This is a genomic window from Variovorax sp. GrIS 2.14, from assembly GCF_046115955.1.
In the GTDB taxonomy this organism is placed as follows: domain Bacteria; phylum Pseudomonadota; class Gammaproteobacteria; order Burkholderiales; family Burkholderiaceae_C; genus Variovorax.
On record NZ_JBJXIA010000006.1, the window covers coordinates 188033 to 209602 of the forward strand.

Consider the following 21570-nt stretch of genomic DNA (forward strand, 5'->3'; position numbering starts at 1 on the left):
CCCCACCGCACAAAAAGACCGCACGATGACCACCACCATCCAGCAGGCCGACCTGATCGAATCGGTCGCCGCCGCGCTGCAATACATCAGCTATTACCACCCGACCGACTACATCGCGCATCTGGCCAAAGCGTACGACCGCGAACAGAGCCCAGCCGCCAAGGACGCGATCGCACAGATCCTGACCAACAGCAAGATGAGCGCGACCGGCCACCGGCCGATCTGCCAGGACACCGGCATCGTCAACGTGTTTCTGAAGGTCGGCATGGACGTGCGCTGGGGTGGCTTCACCGGCTCGCTGGACGACGCCATCAACGAGGGCGTGCGCCAGGGCTACAACCATCCCGACAACACGTTGCGCGCGTCGGTCGTGGCCGACCCGGAGTTCGACCGCAAGAACACCAAGGACAACACGCCGGCGGTAATCTTTACCGAGATCGTGCCCGGCAACACACTTGAAGTGACGGTCGCGGCCAAGGGCGGCGGCAGCGAGAACAAGAGCAAGCTGGTGATGCTGAACCCCGGCGACAGCGTGGTCGACTGGGTGCTCAAGACGGTTCCGACGATGGGCGCGGGCTGGTGCCCGCCCGGCATGCTCGGCATCGGCATCGGCGGCACGGCAGAGAAAGCCGCGCTGATGGCCAAGGAAAGCCTGATGGACGACCTGGACATGCACGAGCTGCAGGCCAAGAAGGCATCGGGCGCCGAGTTGACCAAGGTCGAGGCACTGCGCATCGAGCTGTACGAAAAGGTCAACGCGCTCGGCATCGGGGCGCAGGGCCTGGGCGGCCTGTCGACGGTGCTCGACATCAAGATCAAGATGTACCCGACGCATGCGGCCAGCAAGCCGGTCGCGATGATCCCCAACTGCGCGGCCACGCGGCACGCCCATTTCGTGATGGACGGCAGCGGCGCGGTGTATCTCACGCCGCCCTCGCTCGACCTGTGGCCCGATGTCGACTGGGCGCCCGACTACAAGAAGAGCAAACGCGTCGACCTCGACACGTTGACGCCCGCCGAAGTGGCGAGCTGGAAGCCGGGCGATACGCTGCTGCTCAACGGCAAGATGCTCACGGGCCGCGATGCGGCGCACAAGCGCATCGCCGACATGCTTGCAAAGGGCGAGAAGCTTCCGGTCGACTTCACCAACCGCGTCATCTACTACGTCGGCCCGGTCGATCCGATGAAGGGTGAAGCCGTCGGCCCGGCCGGCCCGACCACCGCCACGCGGATGGACGGCTTCACCGAAATGATGCTCGCGCAAACCGGCCTGATCGCGATGATCGGCAAGGCCGAGCGCGGCCCGGTCGCGATCGAGGCGATCAAGAAGCACAAGAGCGCCTACCTGATGGCGGTCGGGGGTGCGGCCTATCTGGTGAGCAAGGCGATCAAGACGGCGAAGGTCGTCGGCTTCGCTGACCTCGGAATGGAGGCGATCTACGAGTTCGACGTGGTCGACATGCCGGTGACGGTGGCGGTCGATGCGGGCGGCACCAGCGTTCACATCACCGGCCCGGCCGAGTGGCAAAAGCGCATCGCGTCCGGCGCGCTCAAGACGATCGCGCTGGAAGCGATTTGAGCGATCGACCCGTTGGTGTGTTCGACAGCGGCATCGGTGGCTTCAGCGTGCTCAACGCGCTGCAGGCCGAGCTGCCCAACGAGCGCTTCGTCTACTTCGCCGACACCGCCCACGCGCCGTACGGCGAGCGCGGCGACGACTACGTGGCTGCACGCACCCGCGCGGTAACGCGCCACTTGGTCGACGCGCACGACATCAAGGCGATGGTGGTCGCATGCAACACCGCCACGGCCGCCGCGATCCACTTGTTGCGGGTCGACCATGCTGCACTGCCCCTCGTGGGCGTCGAGCCTGCCTTGAAGCCGGCGGTGGCGATCAGCCGCACGCGCCGCATCGCCGTGCTCGCGACGCGCGGCACCCTGGCGAGTGCCAAGTTCAACGCCTTGCTTGCATCGCTCGCTGCGCAAGCCGACTTCAGTCTGGTGCCATGCGACGGGCTCGCGGCAGCCATCGAAGCGAACGACGCGGCCGGCATCGCGTCGCTGTGCGCCAGGTACGCCGCGGCTGCGGGCACGTTCGGCATCGCGGCCGGCAAGGTCGATACGCTGGTCCTCGGCTGCACGCACTATCCGTTCGTCGCGGAGCAGCTTCGAGCAAGCACCGGCGCCGAGGTGCACTACATCGACACGGGTGCACCCGTGGCGCAGCAGACACGGCGGTTGCTCGCTGCGTCACAGCAGCTTGCCGTGAGCGCGACCCGACAAGAAGATACGGCCGACGCAACCGGTACGACACGCGATAGAACCCGCACGACCTTGCTCTTGACCAGCGGTCACTCGTCGCAACTCGACGCGGCAGCGAGCCGGTGGTTGCTGCGATCGGCGGCGCCGGCCGCCGTGTTTTCAGCCGCGGCTATGGCAGCGGCCTGATCGAGGTGATCGACGTGCTGCGCCCGCCCTGCACGAAATACGTGACCCACACGACGCATTGGATCCACATGATCAGCCGCCTGCGACTGCCGCTCGTGGCCGCCGTCCTGGCCGGCTACGGCATCGCAGGCCACGCATCCTGCGACAGCGGCCTCGCAGAGCGGATGCACGAGAAACTGCATCCCAAGCGACAGCTCGACCACGAGCGGGCCGTCTGCCAGCCGTGGCGCGGCGTACCGGGGCGTTTCATCGTCGTGCTGCCACTGGTCCGGGCAGGCTCTGAAGCGGACATGGCCGATTTCGACCTCGACGTCATGGTCGTGCAGCAGGCCGACAACGGCAATACCGAGCGGGCCAAGGTCGTCAGCCGGATGTTCGAAGAATCGGCGCTCTCGGAAGACGCGGTGCGCATCGCCGACATCAAGGTCGACACCGCGCGCTACACGCTCGCGCCGGAAACGCGCGCGTTCGGGTTGCGCATCGTCCGTCAGGGCAGCTCACGCACCAATCCGTTCTCGAACGAAACGCTGACCCTCTACGTGCCGCACGGCCTCAAGCTGCTGAAGGTGCTGGACAAGCTGGAGACGACGCTAGAGCGCGGCGAATGGGACACCAACTGCAACGGCAACTTCGAGACGGTGCAGGGCAGCCTGTCGATCGCGCGGACGATCAGCAATGGTTATGCCGATCTCGTGCTGCATCAAACGCGGTCGGGAACGCGGTCAGTCGCGCAGGGAGACGAATGCACGACGCAGGAACGGCCGACGAAGTTCGGCTCGAAAACGCTGCGCTTCGATGGCACGGCGTACCGCGCATCGGAAATCAGCGCGGGATACTGACGCGCTGGGGAGGACGACTCAATGAAGGTGGCGCGGCCGGCGGCCACCGCCGTGTCCGCCACCACCCGAACCACCGCTGCCACCCGCGCCACGCGGGCGCTTGCCGATTTCCAGCGAATTGACGAGTGCGTCGAAACGCTCGCCGAAGAGCTTGTCTATTTCTGCGACCACGCCGCTCAATTCGGCACCGTCGAAGTGGCGTTCCATCAGGTTCACCACGTCTTCGACCAGCAGGTCGCGCTGCACCTGCATGATCGCGGCCGGATTGGGGCCCACGAACAGCATGATGAAGTCGTCGCGCGATTCGTCTTCAGGGTCGCCGTCTTCTTCTTCGTCGAACTCGGTGTCGTAGAAGGTGATTTCGATGGCAGCGCCGCGGTCGGAGAGTTCGTTGAGCGCCATGGCCATCTCGTCGAGCGCCTGGCGGAAATCTTCATCGCCGGCGACGGTCCAGCACAGCTGGAGCACATGCTCCTTTTGCTCGAACCGGATGCCGGGCTCTTCTTCATAAACGCTGGTGGCGCCGTCGGCGAGCGACTTGGCACCTGCGTATTGCCAGAGCGGCGTCAGCGCCTCCTGGATCTGCGCAAAGGTCACATCGGCGCGCAACGGTACATCGCCGTGCACATGAATTTCGAACGGAGCGTTGTAGCGAGGCATGAAGTGCTCCCTTGTGTCTGGTTGGTGCCCGGAGCCGGAATCGAACCGGCATGCTCCTTATTCAGGAAGCGGCGGATTTTAAGTTCGATGGGCCCCGTTAACCCCTAAGTATCGCACCGCCCGGAAGACTGGTTTCACAGGGGGATTCGCCTCTTTGAAAGCTTGATTTGCCGTTAGCAACCATCGGATTCGGACGAAATTTGGCGTTAAGTCCCCACGAAATCCCAACGGCGTTATCGCCGGCAGGGACGTCTACAACTTGACGCCCAAGTCAAACGCCAGCGGCGCCAACGAGACCTGCCTCTGGCTATCCTGAGGCAACGAAAACACGTAGCTACCACTCGTCTCGTCCGAGCGGACCGGCCCTTGCAGATAATTTGGATGAGTTTTCGCCGCTTCGCCAACGAGGTCCTTGTCTAGGAGGATATCGGCCCTCGCAGGCAAAAATTATTTTCCTGAACGCGCGTCGGCACTTCGGGCTGAACGGGCTCGCAGGTGCTCACAATGCGGGGTGCTGCGCGGGCTCCACGCCCATATGCTGCACGCAACAGGGAGTGATATGAAAATAAATGTGAACGGAACAGTTCACGAAGTTCGCGCGCCGGCAGAAATGCCTTTGCTGTGGGTTCTTCGTGATCGCCTTGACCTGACCGGAACCAAATTCGGCTGTGGGCACGGCGTTTGTGGTGGCTGCATGGTCTCTATCGACGGTGCGCAAGAGCACGCGTGCCAGGTGACCTGTGGCGATCTTGCGGGCAAGTCGGTGACCACCATCGAGGGTCTTCATGGCCCGGTCGCCGAGGCGCTGTTTTCGGCGTGGGAAGCCATCGACGTGTCGCAGTGCGGCTTTTGTCAGCCGGCGCAGATCATGAGCGCGTCGATCCTGCTGGCGCGCAACATCGACCCCACCGACGACGATATCGACGAAGCGTTGAAGCACAACCTGTGTCGCTGCGGCACCTATGCCCGCATTCGGCAGGCCGTGCATCGCGCGGCCGGTGTTCTGCGCACCGCCGCACTGGAGGTCGCATGAGCGAAGAAGCCCACATGGCGCCGCCACGCGGCACGACCCTGCTTTTTCCGGCGACAGCCGACCCGCTCTCGTTCATCCGGCTCGATGCCGACGACACGGTGACGGTTGTTTCCAAAAGCATGGAAATGGGCCAAGGCATCTACACCGGCCTCGCCACCCTGGTGGCAGAAGAACTCGATGCCCGCCATGACCAGATGCGCGTGGTCGCTGCGCCCATCGGCCAGGCCTACGGCAACGTGCTGATGGGTGGCGGCCAGGGCACCGGCGGCCAGACGTCGGTGCAAGCCGGCTACATGGTCATGCGGCAGGCAGGCGCGGCGATGCGCAGCATGATCCTGTCCGCTGCGGCCTCGCGCTGGTCGGTCGAGCTCGACTCGCTGGTGATCGAACAGGGTGTCGTTCGCGAGCGTGACGGCACGCGCAGCGCGCGCTTCGGCGAACTCGCGCACGACGCCATGGCACAACCGGTGCCGGTCGACGTCGCGGTCAAGGACGCGTCGCGTTTCATCTACATCGGCAAGCCGTTTGCGCGGCTCGATGCGGTGGACAAGATTCGCGGGCAGACCCGCTTCACGCAGGACCTGAAGCTGCCCGCCATGTTGACCGCGGTGATTGCACGCCCAAGCCGTGCGGGTGCAGTCGTGGCCCGCTTCGACGCCGCCCGGGCACTCGCATTTCCTGGCGTGCGTCACGTCGTCCAAGTGCCCGCCGGCGTCGCCGTGGTGGCCGACGATTTCTGGACGGCCTTGCAGGCACGCAATCTGCTGCAGATCGAATGGGATCTGTCGCAGGCTTTTCGCAAGTCGTCTGCCGACATCTACGCCGAGCTCGGCGCGATGGTCGACTCGGACACCGGCACCGTGGCGGCCGCGCAAGGCGATGTGGCGGCCGCACTCACCGGCGCGGTCACACAGTTGCACAGCCGCTTCCAGGTGCCTTACCAGGCACACGCGCCCATGGAGACGATGAACATCGTGGTCCAGCTGGGCGATGGTGCGCTGCAGGTCTGGGGCGGAATGCAAATGGTGTCGATCGACCAGTTCCAGCTGGCGCAGGCGGCCGGCGTGACGCCCGACAAGGTCACCTTCCATATGCAGATGACGGGTGGCAGCTTCGGGCGCCGCGCCACCGCGCACAGCGTTCCAGGCATCGAAGCCTTGAGCATCGTGCGGGCGCTGGGCATCACCATCCCACTCAAGCTCATGTACGACCGGGCCGACGACATGGCCGGACCGCACAACGCCTACAGGCCGGCCTTCGTGCACCGCATCGACGCCGGGCTCGACGCAAAGGGTCGCCTGGTGGCGTGGCGGCATCGGCTCGCTGGGCAGTCGATCGCCACCGGCACGCTGATGGAAGGCGGCATGGTGCACGACGGTGTAGACATGTTTTCGGTGGAAGGTGGCATCGATCAGCCCTACGACATACCGAACCTGCGCATCGAGCTGCACAGCCCGAGCTACCCGATCACACCCTCATGGCTTCGCACCTCCGGTGTGTTCCATAACGCCTTTGCCATCGAATCCATGATGGACATGCTCGCGCTTGCCGCGGACAAGGATCCGATCGAGTTCCGGCGCGGGGCCCTGCCGGCGGAATCGCGCGAGCGCGGCTGTATCGATCGTGTCGCCGACAAGGCGCGGTGGTTCGAGCCCATGGCGGCCGCGGCCGGCAGCGGCCGTTGCGGGCGTGGCGTGGCCGTGACCTTCGGCCACCGCTCGTACGGCGCCGTTGTCGTCGAAGTCACGGTGGCTGCCGATGGCAAGTCGTATTCCGTCGACCGCGTCGTCGCGGCGCTCGATTGCGGCCTGGTCATCAACCCTGACAACGTCGTCTCGCAGATCGAAGGCTCGGTTGCGTTCGGCTTGTCTTTGGCGCGCTTCGGCCAGATCACCTTCACCGATGGCGAGGTCGACCAGCAGTTCTTCTCCGACTATCACGTGACGCGCATGCACACGATGCCGTCCGTGGAGTCGCACATCGTCCAGTCGGATCAACCGCCGAGCGGCGCCAGCGAGACGATTGCCTGCGTCATTGCGCCGGCGCTGGCCAACGCCCTGGCGATGGCGTGCGGCCAACGATGCCATGCGGTGCCGTTGGTGCTGGCCGGTGAAGTGATCGAGCCCTGGTCCGTCCCGGCCGGGCTGAACACCTCTGCCGGTGCGTCGGACTGGCGTCCGCCCGTCGGCTGGTTACCGATCTCGTCGCGCGAGCGGGGTCGCCATGGATAGCGCGCCGGAGGAGCATGGCCCGGGCATCATGGGACCGGGACGCCTGGAGGCTTTCAGCGACGGCGTCATTGCCGTCATCATCACGATCATGGTGCTGGAGCTCAAGGCACCGCATCCGCTGACGTGGCCTGGCCTGATCGGGCTTGCGCCCGTCATGCTGAGCTATGTGCTGAGCTTTTTGGTGGTCGCGGTGATGTGGGTCAATCACCACCACATCGTGCACACGCTGCGCCGCGTGAATGGGCGCACTCTGTGGATGAATCTTCATCTGTTGTTCTGGATGTCGCTCATCCCGTTCACGACCAGTCTGGTGGGCGAAAACCATGAGTCGTCACTCGCGGCGTGCCTGTATGGATTGAACCTCGCCGCCTGTTCGCTGGCCTTCCCCGGCCTGACATGGGAGGCCTGGCGTCAAAGCAGGGCCGGCCAAGCCAGTGGCCGACCGCCGAAGTGGCATGGCGACATCGCCGTGGTGCTCGTCTACCTGAGTGCTGCCGCGCTGAGCTTCGTGTCGGTGTACATCGCCTACCTCATCTACGCCGCCATACCCCTCTTGTACTTTGTTCCAGAGCGGCAATTCAAGGCTGCGCGCACAGCCTGACAGGCGCCTCTGCAATTCAGGTTTATTCCGTCTTCATAGCGCCACTTTCAAATTTTTATCAGCCATCAGGGAATCACAATGAACGCAAAAAAATCAGTCCTCTCCATCGGTCTTCAGCCCACCCTCATCGACTATGCGGATCCGGCCTACGCGGCCTTTCCCGGCATGACCGCCGAGAAAGTACAGGGCGGTCTCGACAAGGACATCGCCACTTTGACGGCGTTGGGCTATGACGCGAAGTTGTGCCTCACCGATTTCGGCGCGACCGCCGAGGCCATGATCCGCACGAGCCTGCAGGAGAAGCGCTATGACTGCGTGGTGATCGGTGCCGGCGTTGGTACCATCGGCCAGAACTTTCTGCTGTTCGAGAAAATGCTCAACGTGGTGCACGAAGGCGCGCCACAGGCACGCCTCTGTTTCAACACCGGGCCGTTCGACACGGCCGAAGCCGTGAAACGCTGGTGCCCGATCGAGTGAGTTTTCCGCGGTGGGAGCCGGTCGCTTAAACGGCGTGCGACGTGTGCTCGAACAACACAAGCAGATGCCGCGCGAACAGGTCCATGTTCATCGCACGATCTGTCTCGCTGGTCATCACGGTCTCCAGCGCCACTGAAGCTCCGACCACCGCCAGACAAACACGGCCGGCCGACCATGTCGTCGGCGGTCAGACCAAGCAAACCCTTGCCGGCATGGAGCGAGTAAACGACCGCGCCACCGAACAAATAGGCCGACGCGGGCAGCTATCACCGCCAACGGCTCGGGCGGCGCACTGGGCGCAAGCGATGTCGAACAGACACACCGGAAATACCAATACCGAAACAGACATCGAGAACTGTTGACGCCACCCTGCTACCGCCGATGTAGAGCGAAGACGAGGAATTCGACGATTCGGACGATGGAAATGACGGCCCTAACAGCCAAGAGGTGAGGGCATGAGCCTTTTCACGGCGTGCGGTGTTGCGGCCGTTCGAAAATTGAACCACATACCGGGCATTTCGCTGACCCATGGGCCGGCATCGATAATCATTGCCAGCATTGGGTTGGAGGTGACGGTATGGGTCAGCCCAATGTCGGCATCCGGGTCAGATATGAGCCGGCGTCAACACGCCCAAGGGTCCGGGGCTTGTAGAAATTCCCCACGTCAGCCCCAACGACCCCAACCTCCACAGTCTGCAGGACGCTTCGCATTTACGCCGTGTCGCGTGAGGTCTTCATGGGGGAAAGTTGGTGCCCGGAACCGGAATCGAACCGGTATGACTTTTTACAGTCGGCGGATTTTAAGTCCGATGTGTCTACCAGTTTCACCATCCGGGCAACGGGTTGCCGCCGACGATACCCGAAACAAAAACCGCTCCGGATTCAAGCACGGCCGCTAAGCCCTCCGCTCACACCTCCGCCCCAAGGCCGATCGGCGCCGGCACCATGTTGACGATGCGAGTGAAGAGCGCCTGGTACGGTGCGTCGGGCGTGCAACCGGTGAGCGGATCGCGATTGGCGCTGAAGGCCGCGTCGAGCTCGCGCCAGTCTTCCGGCGTGAGCACCCTTTCGGCCAACGGCAGGATCTCGCGCTCTTCGAGTGCCATGTGTTCCAGATAGAAATCGGTATACCGCTCCAGCGCGGACTCGAAGTCCATCCGGCGCGACTCGCCCATCATCTCGAAGCCGAGCAATGCATGCTCCACGTTGCGGATCTTTCTTTCGCCACGCGCGTGGTCGTCGTCGAGCCGGTCCAGCAATTCGCGCGACATCGGCGTCCTGGCGCGTAATCTGGGAAACAGCAACTCCGTCTCCTTGCGGTGATGGCGCTGCTCTGGAAACTCGTCGACGTAGAACAGCATCGCGCGCAGCACTGCAAAGTCGGGCAGCGTGCCCTTGCGGCGGTGCTGCGCCAGCAGCATGACCGCAGAGCGCAACATGGCAGCAAGTGCTGCGTGTTCCTGGCGAATGATTCGGGCGGCGAGATGTGGCATGCGCTTCTTTCGTTGCAAGCCGAAAGGATCACTCGTTCAGCGGACGAGGCGTTTGTCGCAGATCAAATGTTCTGCCTGTTGGTGAGCGACAAAACTCAATGCGAACTGCTGGCGGTCGATGACTCTGGCGGTCGGCTGCCGACCGCGTTCGACGCCGGATAGTTGTAGTACAGGTCATTTAAATAGCGCGTCACTTCGATGATGTCGTCGTCGCGCCAGCCGAGCGATGCGACGTCCTGCCAACGTCGCACCTGTTCTCGCAGTGAGCCCCAATCGGTCGCCAGCTTCTTGTCGCGCCAATGCACTTGAGTGCTGTGACACGCGATGCAATTGGTCGAATAAAGCAACTCGCCGCGTGGCTGACTCGCTGCAACCTCGTACAAGGACAGCACGCCGACAACCAGGAATCCGGCGAAGCGCAGTCGCCTTACAGCGACTTTTGAAGAAACGTTTTTCATTCGAATAGCCTCGTGCAAATGGCAATAAGCGAAATTGCGGTCGATCAACTCGTTGAACGTCAACGACCCATCACGCATTTGTCGTACAGATGCGGCGCCAGACGCTTTGGGTCGTATCGCTGCTTCAGCGCCTCGTACCGCGGCATGCCGTAGGCGTGCCCGAATTCGTCACGGGTGAAGTAGCAATCGGAGTACAGAGACTTGATGCCGCCGAGCCGCAGCACTTCCTGCTCGATCAGGCGGTTGAAATACCCGGGCTCGTGCACCTGGCGTGTTTTCACCACATCCCAAAACCCAAAGTTGACATACAGCTGCCCGGCCCGAAGCGGATACAGCGAGAAGCTTGCGCTGGGGTCGGGCGCATGCACCGGGCAAATCCATACGGGATGAATACCGATCTCGCGCTGCAGGAAGTCCAGAAAGTCACCCGCCGATGCAATGGGGATATCGACATCCTGAATCACGGACTCGGCAAACATGCCTCTCAAACGCGCGAGGCGCTGGGTCAATCCCACCCGTGCACCCATCCGCATCAGGCGCGCGTAGGTCTTTGAATTCAGGTGCGACCGGCCGAACAGGCGGCGCACTACCGGGTTCTGTGCGCCAAAGTTCTTGGAGCACCAGAACCAGTCAGTGTCCCAGCGCCAGAGATAGTCCTGAACACTCAGATGATCGACCGGCTTTTCGAGCAGGGACCGGTAATAGATCTTCTCGAAGTCATAACGGCTGAGTGGTCCTCCGACCTCTTCGAATCGTGCGACGTTCAGCACGAATGTCGACGGACTGAACACCACGCCATCGACGAAATCCGCGTCTCCCTCGCACGCCTCGGAGAGCGCGGCGAAGAAGCCAGTCGCGGATTCAAACGGAATGTGCTCCACCCTCACGCACGGTTTAACCGGCAGGATTCGAAGTACGAGGCGCAGTGCGTAGCCCAGCGATCCATAGGAGTTCGGAAAGCCGAAGAACAGATCCTGGTACGCATTGGTGGGCGTGCACGTGACGATCTCGCCACCCGGCAACAACACGTCGAACTCGACCAGCGTGTGATGAACCAGCCCCTGCCTGAACGATGTCGCTTCGATGCCAACGCCCGCCACAGCGCCGCCTGCCGTGATCGTCTTGAGCTGCGGCACCACGGCAGGCATTGCGCCATAGGGCAATGTGCCTGCGACGATGTCTTCGTAGGTCGCCAGGCCTTCGACCTGCACCGTGCCTGCCATGCGGTCGACGCCCAGGACATGATTGAAGCCACTGAGGTCCAAGCGATGTTTGGCACCTTCCCGGCGAGTCCGGAAAAGATTGGAGGTCTGCTTGCTCAGACCGATGCGAGCGCCTTCCGGCACGGGATCGCTGTGCAATTCCCTGAGCAGCCGTTGCCGACGTTCGCCATAGCTCGCCGCTTCAGCGCTCATACACATGCTCCCTACCCATCGGATAGCTGTTGGCTGTCACGTTGCCCTTGCTGAAGACAATCTGAAAGAGGTGGGTGTATCCGCCGGGTGAGCGAAACATCTCCGCGCAGCCAGTGAGATACGTGCGCCAGACACGTCGGAATCGTTCATCGAACCGATCCGGGTCGAGCTCATGGACAGCGGGCCAGCGCTGCTCGAAACGTTCGGCCCAGGCATCGAGCGTGGGCGCATAGTGACGCCGCAGATTCTCTATGTCGAGCACCTCGAGTCCGTTGCGCTCCATCTCGACGATCACGTCCGCAAGACTTGGAATCCAGCCACCCGGGAAGACATGCTTGCGAATGAACAGCTCGGTTTCGTAGTGCCCCACATGCCCGATGAAGTGAAGGATGCCGATCCCGCCGGGCTTCAGAAAGGCGGCGTGCGCGCGAATGACCTCGGGCAACTGGTCGCGCCCTGCGTGCTCGAGCGTGCCGATGGAGACCACCTTGTCGTACTGCTGGTCGACCTCCCGAAAGTCCGCTTCGCGCACGCTCAGCGCGTCGGCCAGGCCGCGCCGGGTGATCTCGTCGCGCAGCCACACCACTTGCTCGGTGGTCGTGTTCACGCCCACGCCCGACGCGCCGGTCGTTTCGTGCGCGCGAAACATGAAACCGCCGAATCCGCAGCCGATGTCGACGAAGCTGTCGTCGCGCTGCAGACGGATCTTTCGGCAGACATGATCGATCTTGTTGCGCTGTGCCTGCTCCAGCGTCTCCGTACCTGCGGGCCAGTAGCCGCAGGTGTACATCAGCAACGGCTCATCCAGCCAGAGCCGGTAGAAGTCGATCCCGAGTCCGTAGTGCGCGCGTGCATTGCGCTTGGCTTTGGACGGGTCGCGGTTCGAATGACGCAATTCGAGCAGTTCGTTCTCCATGCCGTTGACCGCACCGGACTTCCGGTCGAAACCGGATGCCATGCCGGCGGCCAACGCCGCACCGAAATCACCCTCCACGTCGACCGTCTGATCGAAGTACGCTTCCATCAGCCCCATGTGGCCACGGGTGGCTGTCGAGAAGAGTGCGGCGTCGGTATGGAAGACGACCGTGAACGCAGGGTTGGCGCCACCGACATGGAAGGCGGTGCCGTCTGGCAGCCGCACGGCGAACGATGTCGCCGCACGCTCACCGAGGCCATCGAGCATGTCGCGCAGAGTTGAGGGCAGCTTCATTGAAAGTTCCGGCTGCGCCGGACACCCGGCGGAGATCACATTCAAACTTCCGAGGTCCATCGGACGATTGCGCAAGATCAAGCGAACGCGGTTTTCTGGCTACTTCCTCACGGACGACCATTGATCCGCCGGCGAATGTTGGTCTTGCCAGCGCGCGCAGAGGGCTGCGATATCGGCGTCGATGTCGATGTCGATGTCGATGTCGATGTCGGTGCAAACATCGAACGTCAGTGCACGTTCTTCGGCACTCAGCGGCTCGTGGGTCGCGAGCTGGCGCTCCAGCACGTCGAGGTCTGCATCGGACGCATCGTTGTCCAGTGCGGTCCGGCGTGCGACGCGCTGCCGCAATGTCGCTTCAGCCGCGCGGCAATGCAGGATCGCGAATGGCACGCCGAGCGACGAGGCCAGCGCACGAAACGCACGCCTCTGTTCGCCCCCGAGAAATGCCGCATCGACGATCACCGGGTACCCCGCTCGCAGCACCGCCGCGGCACTCGACTGCAGATGGTCGAAGGTGCGGCGCGTCACTTCGTCGGCGTAGAGGTCGATGCCGTGCCTGGACGAACGCGCGAGCGCATCCAGGCCGAACAGGCGCTTGCGTTCGACGTCGGACCGGATGCGTATGGCGCCCGCTCCCTGCAACAAGCGCAAGGCGACGCTCGACTTGCCGGAGCCCGAGAAGCCATAAGTGATGAGCAGGCGTGGGCCACCCTGCGCGGATTGCGTCAAGCGTTCCGCCGTGGCGATGTAGTCGGGCACATCTTGCATGCCGCCATGCCCTGCAGCGGGCGAAGACGCGAGCGCCCGTACCAGCGACCGATACACCTCGTAGAAACGAAACACGGCCATGCCGGCGTAGTCGCCACTGTGCTGCAGCCATGCGTCCAGGAAGCGGAAGGCAAGCCGCGGCCGATGGTGCGCTGCCAGGTCCATCGTCAGGAAGGCCACGTCGCTCATCACGTCGATCCAGCGCAGGGCCGGATCGAACTCGATGCAATCGAACGCGGTGAGCGCGCCGTCGAGCCGCACGATGTTGGCCAGATGAAGGTCGCCATGGCATTCGCGTACGGCACCGGCGAGTCGGCGCGCTTGCCACGCCGGCTGCAACGCCTGCGCGCGGTCCTGCGTCCAGGCTCGGAGCTTTGCAAGCCGAGCTGCGATTGCGCCTTCAGCATCGGTCGGCAATGCGCTTAGGACCTCGTGCATGGCTCGCATGATCTGCGCAGGCTCGCCGAAGGCAGAGTCCGCTGAAGCGCGCTCGGCACGGGCGTGGAACGACGCGAGTCGTCGGGCGAAGCTGTCGAGCATTCCCGCAGCTCCGACCACGACATCGTTCACCACGAGATCGCGCAGCAGCGCCGAATCAGGAAAGCGCCGCATGCACACGACGTGATCGATCGGCTCTCCTCCGCCTCCGATACGAGGTTGTGAAGGCGTGCCGCGAACCGAGAGAACCCGCAGATACAAGGAGGGCGCCAGGCGCTTGTTGAGCCGCAGCTCCTCGTCGCAAAAGTGCTTTCGTGCCTGCAGCGTACTGAAGTCGACGAACGACAGCCGCACCGGCTTCTTTAGCTTGAAAGCCAGCCGGGGCGTCAGCAGAACCCACGAGATGTGCGTCTCCACCATGTCGACGTTTTGACCGGTGGCATCGGCCAGCCAGGCGCGCAGGGCCTGCACGGAAACGCCGGCAGACAGCGGGCGCGAGCCCAGCGCGCCCATCAAGACTTCATTGGCTTGGCCATTCCCGCATGCGTCGTGAAGTAGCGCCGTGCGAGGGCGACGAGTTCGTGGGTGGTCAAGTTGCCGGTTGTCTCCCATCCGACGATGTGATGCGCCACCTCGGGGCGGTGCTTTTCGACGTAGTGGCGGAAGTCCGCCTGCGCGGTGTGGGAGCCGGCGATCAGCACCTCGGTGATGCCCTGCATCGCATCGCACACGGCACCGAAGAACTCATGCTCGCTACGGACCTCGCTGCCATGCTGGCGCGTGTAGTGCTCGTGAGCCTTGACCTGCTTTTCGAGCACTTGCGCAGCGTCGAACTGCAGGACTTGCGCGGTGTGATGGTCGACCCAGACGACGGCATGAAAAAGCGACATGGATTTGCCTTTTTATTGAGTGCGGTGCCCCAAGACATCGCCGGTTGAGGAGCAGCTCCTGAAGCGCACAGCATCCTCTGAATGCACGAAGAAGCACTTGATCTGGCGCAAGTCCCGGGTGCCCAAGCTCCTCTAGCCTTGGGCTTCCCGTCAGGTCTGCAAAACGCACAAAACGATGTTCCGCTCCGCTCTCCCTAAGTCGCGGCTTGCTGCAACCGCTCGCCACGCGATACAGGCTTTGACCTGCATTGCAATGTCGAGTGCGTGCATCGCCATCGGCGCGCAGCCGATGGCGCCACCTGTCGCGGCAAGTCCCGTTGCCGGCTCGCCACCCTCATTCGCCGCAGTCTTCGCAACGCGAAGCGCAGCGGTGGTCGACATCACAACGCTGAGCTTTGCCAGTAACTCGGCCACCGACGACGGCGAACTCGAAGTCGAACCCGGCAGCGAATTTGCCGACCGCCTGCCCAGGCCACTTCCTGCGAGCTTGCCTGCCGGTGGCTTTCGAGACACCGCAACAGGTGTCGTGATGGACCGCAATGGCCTGATCCTGACCAGTGCGCACGTCATCACCGGCATCGATGAAGTACAGGTCTACCTGAGCGACGGCCGCCGCTTCGTCGGGCGCGTGCTCGGCGTCGACAAGGCCACCGACACCGGCTTGCTGCGCATCGACGCCACCGACCTGCCCGTCGCAGTGTTCGGCGATTCGTCGGCACTGGCCGTGGGCGACTGGGTCGCCGCCATCGGCTCGCCTTTCGGCTTTCACAACACGGTGACCGCGGGGGTGGTGAGCGCCACCGGGCGCTACCTGCCGGGTGCGAACGATCTGCCTTTCGTGCAGACAGATGTCGCCATCAACCCAGGCAGTTCAGGCAGCCCGTTGTTCAACGCGCGGGGTGAAGTCGTCGCCATCAACTCGATGATCCTGAGCGACAGCGGCGGCTACATGGGCTTGTCTTTTGCAGTGCCCATCAACCTGGCGCTCGAAGTGGCGGTGCAATTGCGCGACCACGGCTCGGTACGGCGCGCCCGGATGGGCGCGGATTTTCAGGAAGTCACTTCGGGGTTAGCCGGTTCTTTCGGCCTCGAAGAAGCGGCGGGCGCGGTGGTGATTCGGGTCGAGGCCACCGGCCCAGCGGCCACCGCAGGCCTGTTGCGTGGCGATATCGTGCGCGCAGTCGACGGTATGCGCATGCCGCACTACACCGACCTGCGCCGCAATCTCGCGCAACGCCCGCCTGGCTCTAGAGTGCGGCTCGAACTGTGGCGCGGCGGTCGCTCGATGACCGTCGGGGTCACGCTGGCGGAGGAGCCCACGGCGGGTAACGGGATCGCCGGCAAGGACGCGGCAGCGTTGACGCCACCGGCGTGGAACGACGGGCTCGGACTGCGGCTCGTCGAGCTGTCGCCTGCGCAACGGATCCGACTCGGCGAGGTGAACGGATTGCTGGTACGCGAAGCGGCCGGCGCTGCGCGCAGTGAAGGGGTTCGGACCGGCGATGTCATCGTCGCCATCAACGAGACCGCCGTCGATCGGGTCGATGCCTACGTCCACATCCTCTCGCGCCTGCCGGCCGGGCGCACTGCCGCCTTGCTGGTGCGGCGCGACAAGGGGCTTGCCTACATACCGGTTCGGCTGCCCGAGCGTGCGGCCAGGAGCGACCTCCGATGAACGATATCGAAACCGACCTGTTCGCTGCGACCGGGAGGCCCGACGCGCAGTTGCACCCCCAGTTTCTGGCGCTTCGCGACTCGCCCTTACTCGCGCCTGCGCGCGACATGCTCCGCGATCTGCATGTGCTGTGTCACCAGGAGAGTCGCGACTTTCAGGATTACTTCCAGACCAGCGGATTCGACACTGCGATGTGTGACATCTACCTGCTCGCCATGTTTCGCGACGCCGGCCACACCGTCGACGTGAGCCGTCACAGCCCTAACTTCTTGCTGCGCCGTGACGGCATCGTTGTCGCTGTGGAGGCGACCACCGCACTCGACGCAGGCAGTCGTCGTCGAGTCCTTTCGACACGCATCCCGCACGACGTTTCCATCGGGTCAGGTGGCGCCCTCATTCGCAAACTGCTGCAGGCGCCATGGCGCTCGCCAAGCGTTGCCGACAAGCCGCTGGTCATGGCGATCCACGATCTGCACAGGGGCGAAGCCTCGGGCAACAAGCTGCCCATGGCATTGCTCCACTTCCTTTTCGGTTCGCGGCATCACGACTATGTCGACTTCGAGAGCCACTTGGAGATTCATGGGTCCGCCGCACAGTCCAGAGAAATCGACTGCATGTTCCCAGCCGGCTTCTTTGCACAACCCGGCGCCGAGAACATCGCCGCCGTCTTGCTGTGCAGCGACGGCGCCATGGTTTCCAAATTCAACCGCATGGGCCAGGAAGGCGCGCACCACAGCGACGCCGTGCGAATCCTGCGTCACGGCCGCTGCCGCCCGCACCATCGAGCTGCCGGCAGCGCCACCTGCTTTGCCTACGAAGTCGGTTCGCGCGGCGCCGAGCACGAGTGCTGGAACGAAGGCACATTGCTGGTTCACAACCCACGCGCTATCCATCCGTTACCCCGGAACTGGCTGGGCGCATCGGCGGAAGTGGATCTGCGGGACGGTCATCTCGTGGCGACCTTCTTGCGAGACTTCCACCCATTCACATCGGTGACCGAAACGCTGACGGGCACGACGCCTGGCTGGTGGGTCGAAGCCCGCAAGGCGCGACTGGCGCGAGACCTGCTCGATCACTCGTCACGCTGAGGCGTCGATCAGCCGGTGTACCGGTCTACCTTGGCGCGGGCGCCGCTGTCGGACGCAGAGTCGCCCCGCGAGCTTGACCTGCATCAACCCAGTCGACGCCCCCAGTGGTGCATGCGAGCAAGCCAGCGTGCGCGCTGCGACTCGGTCAAGGTCTCGACCGAACCGACCACGGCATCGCCCACGGTCTTGATGCCGACGAGCCCGAAGACATTGCGCCTGAGGAGCCGCAGGCTGTGAGCCCGGTAGTACAGGCGATAGAGAAACGCCGGCATGCCCATGGTGACCACAATGCGCGCGGTGCGGCCCGCCAGCGGCTTCAACTTGAAGCTCTCCGCTTTCGGGACCGCGAAACCGGGACGCATCACCTGTTCCAGAAATCCCTTGAAGAGCGCCGGCATGTCGCCGAGCCACAGCGGAAAAACGACCATGAGATGCTGTGCATGCCCGATGGCGTTTTGCGCCGCCTGCAGCGAGGGCGGCAGTGGCTCCGACTCCCATTCGTGCCGGCTTCGCAGCAGCGGGAAATCGAGTGCACGCACATCGATGCGCGCGACCTCGTGACCTGCGGCACGCGCACCGTCGGCATAGGCATCGGCCAGCGCGTCGCAAAGGTGCGAAGCTTTCGGGTCGGGATGTCCGTTGATGATCAGCACGCGCATAGAGAGCCCATCTTCAGTCAGGTGCGGATGCTGCGCCTTGATCCAGCGCAACACCTCCTTCACGACAGGCTTCTAGAGTGAATCCTTTCTGGGTCGCGCAGACCCCGTCGGCCCTTCACTTCCCTTTCCTCAAGGATTCGCTTCATGACCCAACTCACTGCCCAGGACATTCAGGCTCTCTCGCGGCAACTTCATGCGATGAAACAAAGCGCACAAGCCGAAATACGTCTTGCCAACGACGACCTCAGGACGGCACGGCAGGCTGGCGCAAGCGAGGTTCACAACTTCAGCGACGACGCCGAAACGCTGCAGGCGCAAAACGTTCGGGTCGAAGAGATCGAGATCGACCAGACCCGGCTGGCCGAGATCGAGTTCGCCGAAAAACTGATCGCCGAAGGCCGTTACGGCAAGTGCATCGACTGCGGCTGCGACATCGCGCTGCAGCGTTTGACGGCAATGCCGACCGCCGTGCGCTGCGCTGCATGCCAGACCGCTGCGGAACAAAGTCTCTGAGCCGATCGATCAGTCGACATGGTGGCTCCGCACACGGATGCGCCATTTCACGCCTTCGAACCAAAGCAGGCTCAAGGCCGCCACGCCGAGTCCACACAGCAGCATGAATGGCGGCGGCATCGTGAAGGCGAACAGCCGACCAACCACGGGCACGCTCAGCACCACCCCCAACATGGCCAGCGTTGCCAGAACGATCCAGCCGAACTGACCTCCCGTCACCGCACGGCCCCACCAGACAGTGCGGCTCCACGATCGGTTGGTGTGGATCAACGCGAGATTGGCCAGCACCAGCACGACGAAGGTGAGCGCCCGCGCCATGTCGTCCCGGCCCGCATCCGACGGCGCCATGAGCCGGGCCCCGGCATAGGTTGCCAGCAGCAGCAGCAGCAAGCCCAGGCCCTGCCACAAACCACGCATCAGCACCACGCTGTCGAACAGGCGCTGGTCGGGCCGGCGCGGCGGCACGGTCATCGCATCCGGCTCCAGCGGCTCGGCCTCGAACACGATCGAGCAGGCCGGGTCGATGATCAGTTGCAAGAACACGATGTGCACCGGCATCAGCAACATCGGCCAGCCGAACAGCACCGGAAGGATCGACAGGCCGATGATCGGCACGTGCACCGCCACCACGAAGACGATGGCCTTGCGCAGGTTGGCGAACACGCGCCGACCGTAGCGAACCGCGGTCACGAGCGATGCGAAGTCGTCGTTCAGCAAGACCAGCGCCGCAGCCTGGCGCGCCACCTCGGTGCCGCGCGCACCCATGGCCACGCCGATATCGGCCGCCTTGAGCGCAGGCGCGTCGTTGACACCGTCGCCGGTCATCGCGACCACGTCGCCGCGCGCACGAAAGGCGCGCACGAGCCGCAGCTTCTGCTCGGGCTGCACGCGACAGAAGATGTGCGTCGCGGGCAGTCGCGCATCGAGTTCGGCATCGCTCAGCATGGAAAGCTCGGTGCCGGTGATGACCGGTGCATCGGTGCCCAGGCCTGCCTGCTTGGCCACCGACAGCGCCGTGGCCGGATGGTCGCCGGTCATCATCACCACGCGGATGCCGGCGGCCCGGCATTCGGCGATGGCCTGCGGCACGTCCGGGCGCACCGGGTCTTCGAGTCCGACCAGCCCGAGAAACTGGAAGTCGAAGTCGTGCTGCAGACCGGGCAGCGCACCGGCAGCGAAGGTCGCCTGGGCCACGCCCAGCACGCGCAATCCGTCTGCCGCCATCGCAACGACCTGCTCGGCGACCGAGGCACTGCGACGGGCGTCCAGATGGCATAGATCGACGATGGCCTCGGGGGCGCCCTTCGCCGCGATGAGGAGCGCCCGCAGATCCGGCGATTGCCAGACCCGCGACATCGCCAGCATCTCGGGCGACAGGGGGTAGTCGTCGATCAAGGTCCAGTCGGTGTGCAGGTGTTCGGTGTGCGCCAGCAGGTGTTGACCGGCCTCGCCGATGGCCGATTCCATCGGATCGAAAGCGCGACGGTGGCTGGCAAGCACCGCGTACTCCAGCACCCCATGGAGTTCCTCCTGCAGCGGCGTGGCATCCGCCTTCGCGCTGTCGCGTACCGTGTCGCGCTCCATGTCGTGCACCGCCGCTTCGGACCACAGGCGCCTGACCGTCATGCGGTTGGCCGTCAGCGTGCCGGTCTTGTCCACGCACAGCACGGTCGTGGCGCCGAGCAGTTCGACCGCGGGGATGCTGCGGGCCAACACCTTCTCGCGGGAAAGGCGCCATGCACCGAGGCCCAGAAACAGCGTCAGCACCATCGGCAGCTCTTCCGGCAACAACGCTATTGCCAGCGTCAGGCCGGCGAGCAGCCCTTGCAACCAGTCGCCACGCAGCAAGCCGAAAACAATGGCCAGTGCAGCCGCCAACACCAGGCCGACGATGGCAACGCGCGTGACCACACGCCGCGTCTCCTGCTGGATCGGGGTGGCCTCGGTCTTGATCGCAGCAAGCGACTGGCCGATGCGGCCCAGCGCGCTGTGCACGCCCGTGGCAGTGACCCGGCCTTGCGCCGTGCCGCGCGTGACCAGGGTACCGGCAAACACCGCACCTGCGAGCGACGCCGCCTGCTTGGCGACAGGCACCGACTCCCCGGTCAGCAAGGACTCGTCGACCGCAAGATTGGCGCAAACGATGAGCAACAGATCGGCCGGCACGCGATCGCCCTCGGCCAGCATCACGATGTCGCTCACCACCAGATCGCGGGCTGCGACGGTGCGCTCCTTTCCATCGCGGACGACGCGAGCCTGAGGACTCGACAGGTCGCGCAAGGCATCGAGCGAGCGTTCGCTGCGCCGCTGCTGGACGAAGCTGATGGCCATCACGACGAAGACGAAGCCCAGCAGCATCAGCGCCTCCTGCAGGTCGCCCAGGGCCAGGTAGAGGGCGCCGCACGCCACCAGCAACAGGAACATCGGCTCGAACGCCACCTCGCGCGCCAGCCGCAACATGCTGCGTGGGCGGGAAACCGGCAACTCGTTCGCGCCGTCACGCACCAGTCGGCGTCGTGCTTCGGCCTCTTTCAACCCGACGGGGGGAGCCGGTGCTGGCGCGGCGAGCGGCCCACCGCTCATGAGGTTCAGGTGCTCCTTAGGGCTTGGGGATCGCAATGTGTTGTCTCGCAGGGTGCAGTAATGCTTCAGTTCATCACGTGCCGCAGCGTCC

20 protein-coding genes and 1 tRNA gene are annotated in these 21570 nt (G+C 64.0%); 11 read left to right on the forward strand and 10 right to left on the reverse strand.

Going from position 1 to position 21570, the window contains the following annotated elements:
* Positions 1 to 25 precede the first annotated feature (25 nt).
* The 3 genes from RCH10_RS12500 to RCH10_RS12510 are packed head-to-tail and all read left to right on the forward strand — an operon-like array spanning position 26 to position 3287.
* Positions 26 to 1579, forward strand: coding sequence for a fumarate hydratase (locus tag RCH10_RS12500; protein ID WP_323497009.1), 1554 nt, complete (start codon positions 26 to 28; stop codon positions 1577 to 1579).
* Positions 1576 to 2448, forward strand: coding sequence for a glutamate racemase (gene murI, locus RCH10_RS12505; protein ID WP_409052598.1), 873 nt, complete (start codon positions 1576 to 1578; stop codon positions 2446 to 2448). Before RCH10_RS12500 ends, murI begins: the two co-directional genes overlap by 4 nt.
* 5 nt (positions 2449 to 2453) lie before the next feature.
* Positions 2454 to 3287, forward strand: a complete 834-nt coding sequence (locus RCH10_RS12510; RefSeq protein WP_409052599.1) for a hypothetical protein — start codon at positions 2454 to 2456, stop codon at positions 3285 to 3287.
* An 18-nt stretch (positions 3288 to 3305) separates the two neighbouring features.
* Here RCH10_RS12510 and RCH10_RS12515 read toward each other — a convergent pair whose 3' ends face one another.
* A complete protein-coding gene (locus tag RCH10_RS12515) occupies positions 3306 to 3947 on the reverse strand; it encodes a DUF6806 family protein (RefSeq protein ID WP_323497006.1) in 642 nt (213 codons plus the stop codon).
* A 535-nt stretch (positions 3948 to 4482) separates the two neighbouring features.
* Here RCH10_RS12515 and RCH10_RS12520 point away from each other — a divergent pair.
* The 5 genes from RCH10_RS12520 (at position 4483) to RCH10_RS12540 (ending at position 8651) form a co-directional block, all read left to right on the forward strand.
* Positions 4483 to 4980, forward strand: coding sequence for a (2Fe-2S)-binding protein (locus RCH10_RS12520; RefSeq protein ID WP_409052600.1), 498 nt, complete (start codon positions 4483 to 4485; stop codon positions 4978 to 4980).
* Positions 4977 to 7211: a molybdopterin cofactor-binding domain-containing protein gene (locus tag RCH10_RS12525; RefSeq protein ID WP_409052601.1), complete on the forward strand. Its 2235-nt coding sequence runs from the start codon at positions 4977 to 4979 to the stop codon at positions 7209 to 7211. The genes RCH10_RS12520 and RCH10_RS12525 overlap by 4 nt, the downstream gene beginning before the upstream one ends.
* Complete coding sequence (locus RCH10_RS12530) at positions 7204 to 7812, forward strand: TMEM175 family protein (protein ID WP_409052602.1); 609 nt, start codon at positions 7204 to 7206, stop codon at positions 7810 to 7812. The genes RCH10_RS12525 and RCH10_RS12530 overlap by 8 nt, the downstream gene beginning before the upstream one ends.
* Before the next feature lie 78 nt (positions 7813 to 7890).
* Positions 7891 to 8289, forward strand: a complete 399-nt coding sequence (locus RCH10_RS12535) for a hypothetical protein (RefSeq protein WP_409052603.1) — start codon at positions 7891 to 7893, stop codon at positions 8287 to 8289.
* 83 nt (positions 8290 to 8372) lie between these two features.
* Positions 8373 to 8651: a hypothetical protein gene (locus RCH10_RS12540; RefSeq protein ID WP_409052604.1), complete on the forward strand. Its 279-nt coding sequence runs from the start codon at positions 8373 to 8375 to the stop codon at positions 8649 to 8651.
* Between the two features lie 386 nt (positions 8652 to 9037).
* Here the strand turns inward: RCH10_RS12540 and RCH10_RS12545 are convergent.
* The 7 genes from RCH10_RS12545 to RCH10_RS12575 form a co-directional block, all read right to left on the reverse strand.
* Positions 9038 to 9126: transfer RNA gene (locus RCH10_RS12545), tRNA-Leu, on the reverse strand.
* 71 nt (positions 9127 to 9197) lie between these two features.
* Positions 9198 to 9782 (reverse strand): hemerythrin domain-containing protein, encoded by a 585-nt coding sequence (locus tag RCH10_RS12550; RefSeq protein WP_323497005.1) that lies wholly within the window; start codon positions 9780 to 9782, stop codon positions 9198 to 9200.
* Positions 9783 to 9877: 95 nt separating this feature from the next.
* On the reverse strand, positions 9878 to 10240 hold the full coding sequence (locus tag RCH10_RS12555) for a cytochrome C (protein ID WP_409052605.1): 363 nt from the start codon (positions 10238 to 10240) through the stop codon (positions 9878 to 9880).
* Between the two features lie 59 nt (positions 10241 to 10299).
* Positions 10300 to 11655: an FAD-binding protein gene (locus RCH10_RS12560; protein WP_409052606.1), complete on the reverse strand. Its 1356-nt coding sequence runs from the start codon at positions 11653 to 11655 to the stop codon at positions 10300 to 10302.
* A complete protein-coding gene (locus RCH10_RS12565) occupies positions 11645 to 12865 on the reverse strand; it encodes a class I SAM-dependent methyltransferase (protein WP_409052607.1) in 1221 nt (406 codons plus the stop codon). Before RCH10_RS12565 ends, RCH10_RS12560 begins: the two co-directional genes overlap by 11 nt.
* A 99-nt stretch (positions 12866 to 12964) precedes the next feature.
* On the reverse strand, positions 12965 to 14584 hold the full coding sequence (locus RCH10_RS12570) for an AAA family ATPase (RefSeq protein ID WP_409052608.1): 1620 nt from the start codon (positions 14582 to 14584) through the stop codon (positions 12965 to 12967).
* Positions 14584 to 14961 carry a hypothetical protein gene (locus RCH10_RS12575; protein ID WP_409052609.1) on the reverse strand — a complete coding sequence of 126 codons (378 nt, stop codon included), beginning with the start codon at positions 14959 to 14961 and terminating at the stop codon, positions 14584 to 14586. Before RCH10_RS12575 ends, RCH10_RS12570 begins: the two co-directional genes overlap by 1 nt.
* A 238-nt stretch (positions 14962 to 15199) precedes the next feature.
* Here RCH10_RS12575 and RCH10_RS12580 point away from each other — a divergent pair, with 238 nt between their 5' ends.
* Positions 15200 to 16636 (forward strand): trypsin-like peptidase domain-containing protein, encoded by a 1437-nt coding sequence (locus RCH10_RS12580; RefSeq protein ID WP_409052610.1) that lies wholly within the window; start codon positions 15200 to 15202, stop codon positions 16634 to 16636.
* Positions 16633 to 17724: a hypothetical protein gene (locus tag RCH10_RS12585; protein WP_409052611.1), complete on the forward strand. Its 1092-nt coding sequence runs from the start codon at positions 16633 to 16635 to the stop codon at positions 17722 to 17724. Before RCH10_RS12580 ends, RCH10_RS12585 begins: the two co-directional genes overlap by 4 nt.
* Positions 17725 to 17807: 83 nt before the next feature.
* Here the strand turns inward: RCH10_RS12585 and RCH10_RS12590 are convergent, their stop codons facing one another.
* The gene (locus RCH10_RS12590) at positions 17808 to 18446 is read right to left on the reverse strand and encodes an NAD(P)H-dependent oxidoreductase (protein ID WP_409052612.1); all 639 of its coding nucleotides are present in this window, start codon (positions 18444 to 18446) and stop codon (positions 17808 to 17810) included.
* An 81-nt stretch (positions 18447 to 18527) separates the two neighbouring features.
* Here RCH10_RS12590 and RCH10_RS12595 point away from each other — a divergent pair, with 81 nt between their 5' ends.
* Positions 18528 to 18896 carry a TraR/DksA C4-type zinc finger protein gene (locus tag RCH10_RS12595; RefSeq protein WP_323501459.1) on the forward strand — a complete coding sequence of 123 codons (369 nt, stop codon included), beginning with the start codon at positions 18528 to 18530 and terminating at the stop codon, positions 18894 to 18896.
* 9 nt (positions 18897 to 18905) lie between these two features.
* On the opposite strand, the gene RCH10_RS12600 is transcribed toward RCH10_RS12595, so the two are convergent.
* Positions 18906 to 21479: a cation-translocating P-type ATPase gene (locus tag RCH10_RS12600; protein ID WP_409052674.1), complete on the reverse strand. Its 2574-nt coding sequence runs from the start codon at positions 21477 to 21479 to the stop codon at positions 18906 to 18908.
* Positions 21480 to 21570 lie beyond the last annotated feature (91 nt).

Bases quoted from the DNA above. Each gene is read 5' to 3' on its own strand.
- RCH10_RS12500 (WP_323497009.1), top strand. From the start codon at position 26: ATGACCACCACCATCCAGCAGGCCGACCTGATCGAATCGGTCGCCGCC.
- RCH10_RS12515 (WP_323497006.1), bottom strand. From the start codon at position 3,947: ATGCCTCGCTACAACGCTCCGTTCGAAATTCATGTGCACGGCGATGTA.
- RCH10_RS12520 (WP_409052600.1), top strand. From the start codon at position 4,483: ATGCTGCACGCAACAGGGAGTGATATGAAAATAAATGTGAACGGAACA.
- RCH10_RS12525 (WP_409052601.1), top strand. From the start codon at position 4,977: ATGAGCGAAGAAGCCCACATGGCGCCGCCACGCGGCACGACCCTGCTT.
- RCH10_RS12530 (WP_409052602.1), top strand. From the start codon at position 7,204: ATGGATAGCGCGCCGGAGGAGCATGGCCCGGGCATCATGGGACCGGGA.
- RCH10_RS12535 (WP_409052603.1), top strand. From the start codon at position 7,891: ATGAACGCAAAAAAATCAGTCCTCTCCATCGGTCTTCAGCCCACCCTC.
- RCH10_RS12540 (WP_409052604.1), top strand. From the start codon at position 8,373: ATGTTCATCGCACGATCTGTCTCGCTGGTCATCACGGTCTCCAGCGCC.
- RCH10_RS12550 (WP_323497005.1), bottom strand. From the start codon at position 9,782: ATGCCACATCTCGCCGCCCGAATCATTCGCCAGGAACACGCAGCACTT.
- RCH10_RS12555 (WP_409052605.1), bottom strand. From the start codon at position 10,240: ATGAAAAACGTTTCTTCAAAAGTCGCTGTAAGGCGACTGCGCTTCGCC.
- RCH10_RS12560 (WP_409052606.1), bottom strand. From the start codon at position 11,655: ATGAGCGCTGAAGCGGCGAGCTATGGCGAACGTCGGCAACGGCTGCTC.
- RCH10_RS12565 (WP_409052607.1), bottom strand. From the start codon at position 12,865: ATGAAGCTGCCCTCAACTCTGCGCGACATGCTCGATGGCCTCGGTGAG.
- RCH10_RS12570 (WP_409052608.1), bottom strand. From the start codon at position 14,584: ATGGGCGCGCTGGGCTCGCGCCCGCTGTCTGCCGGCGTTTCCGTGCAG.
- RCH10_RS12575 (WP_409052609.1), bottom strand. From the start codon at position 14,961: ATGTCGCTTTTTCATGCCGTCGTCTGGGTCGACCATCACACCGCGCAA.
- RCH10_RS12585 (WP_409052611.1), top strand. From the start codon at position 16,633: ATGAACGATATCGAAACCGACCTGTTCGCTGCGACCGGGAGGCCCGAC.
- RCH10_RS12595 (WP_323501459.1), top strand. From the start codon at position 18,528: ATGACCCAACTCACTGCCCAGGACATTCAGGCTCTCTCGCGGCAACTT.
- RCH10_RS12600 (WP_409052674.1), bottom strand. From the start codon at position 21,479: ATGAGCGGTGGGCCGCTCGCCGCGCCAGCACCGGCTCCCCCCGTCGGG.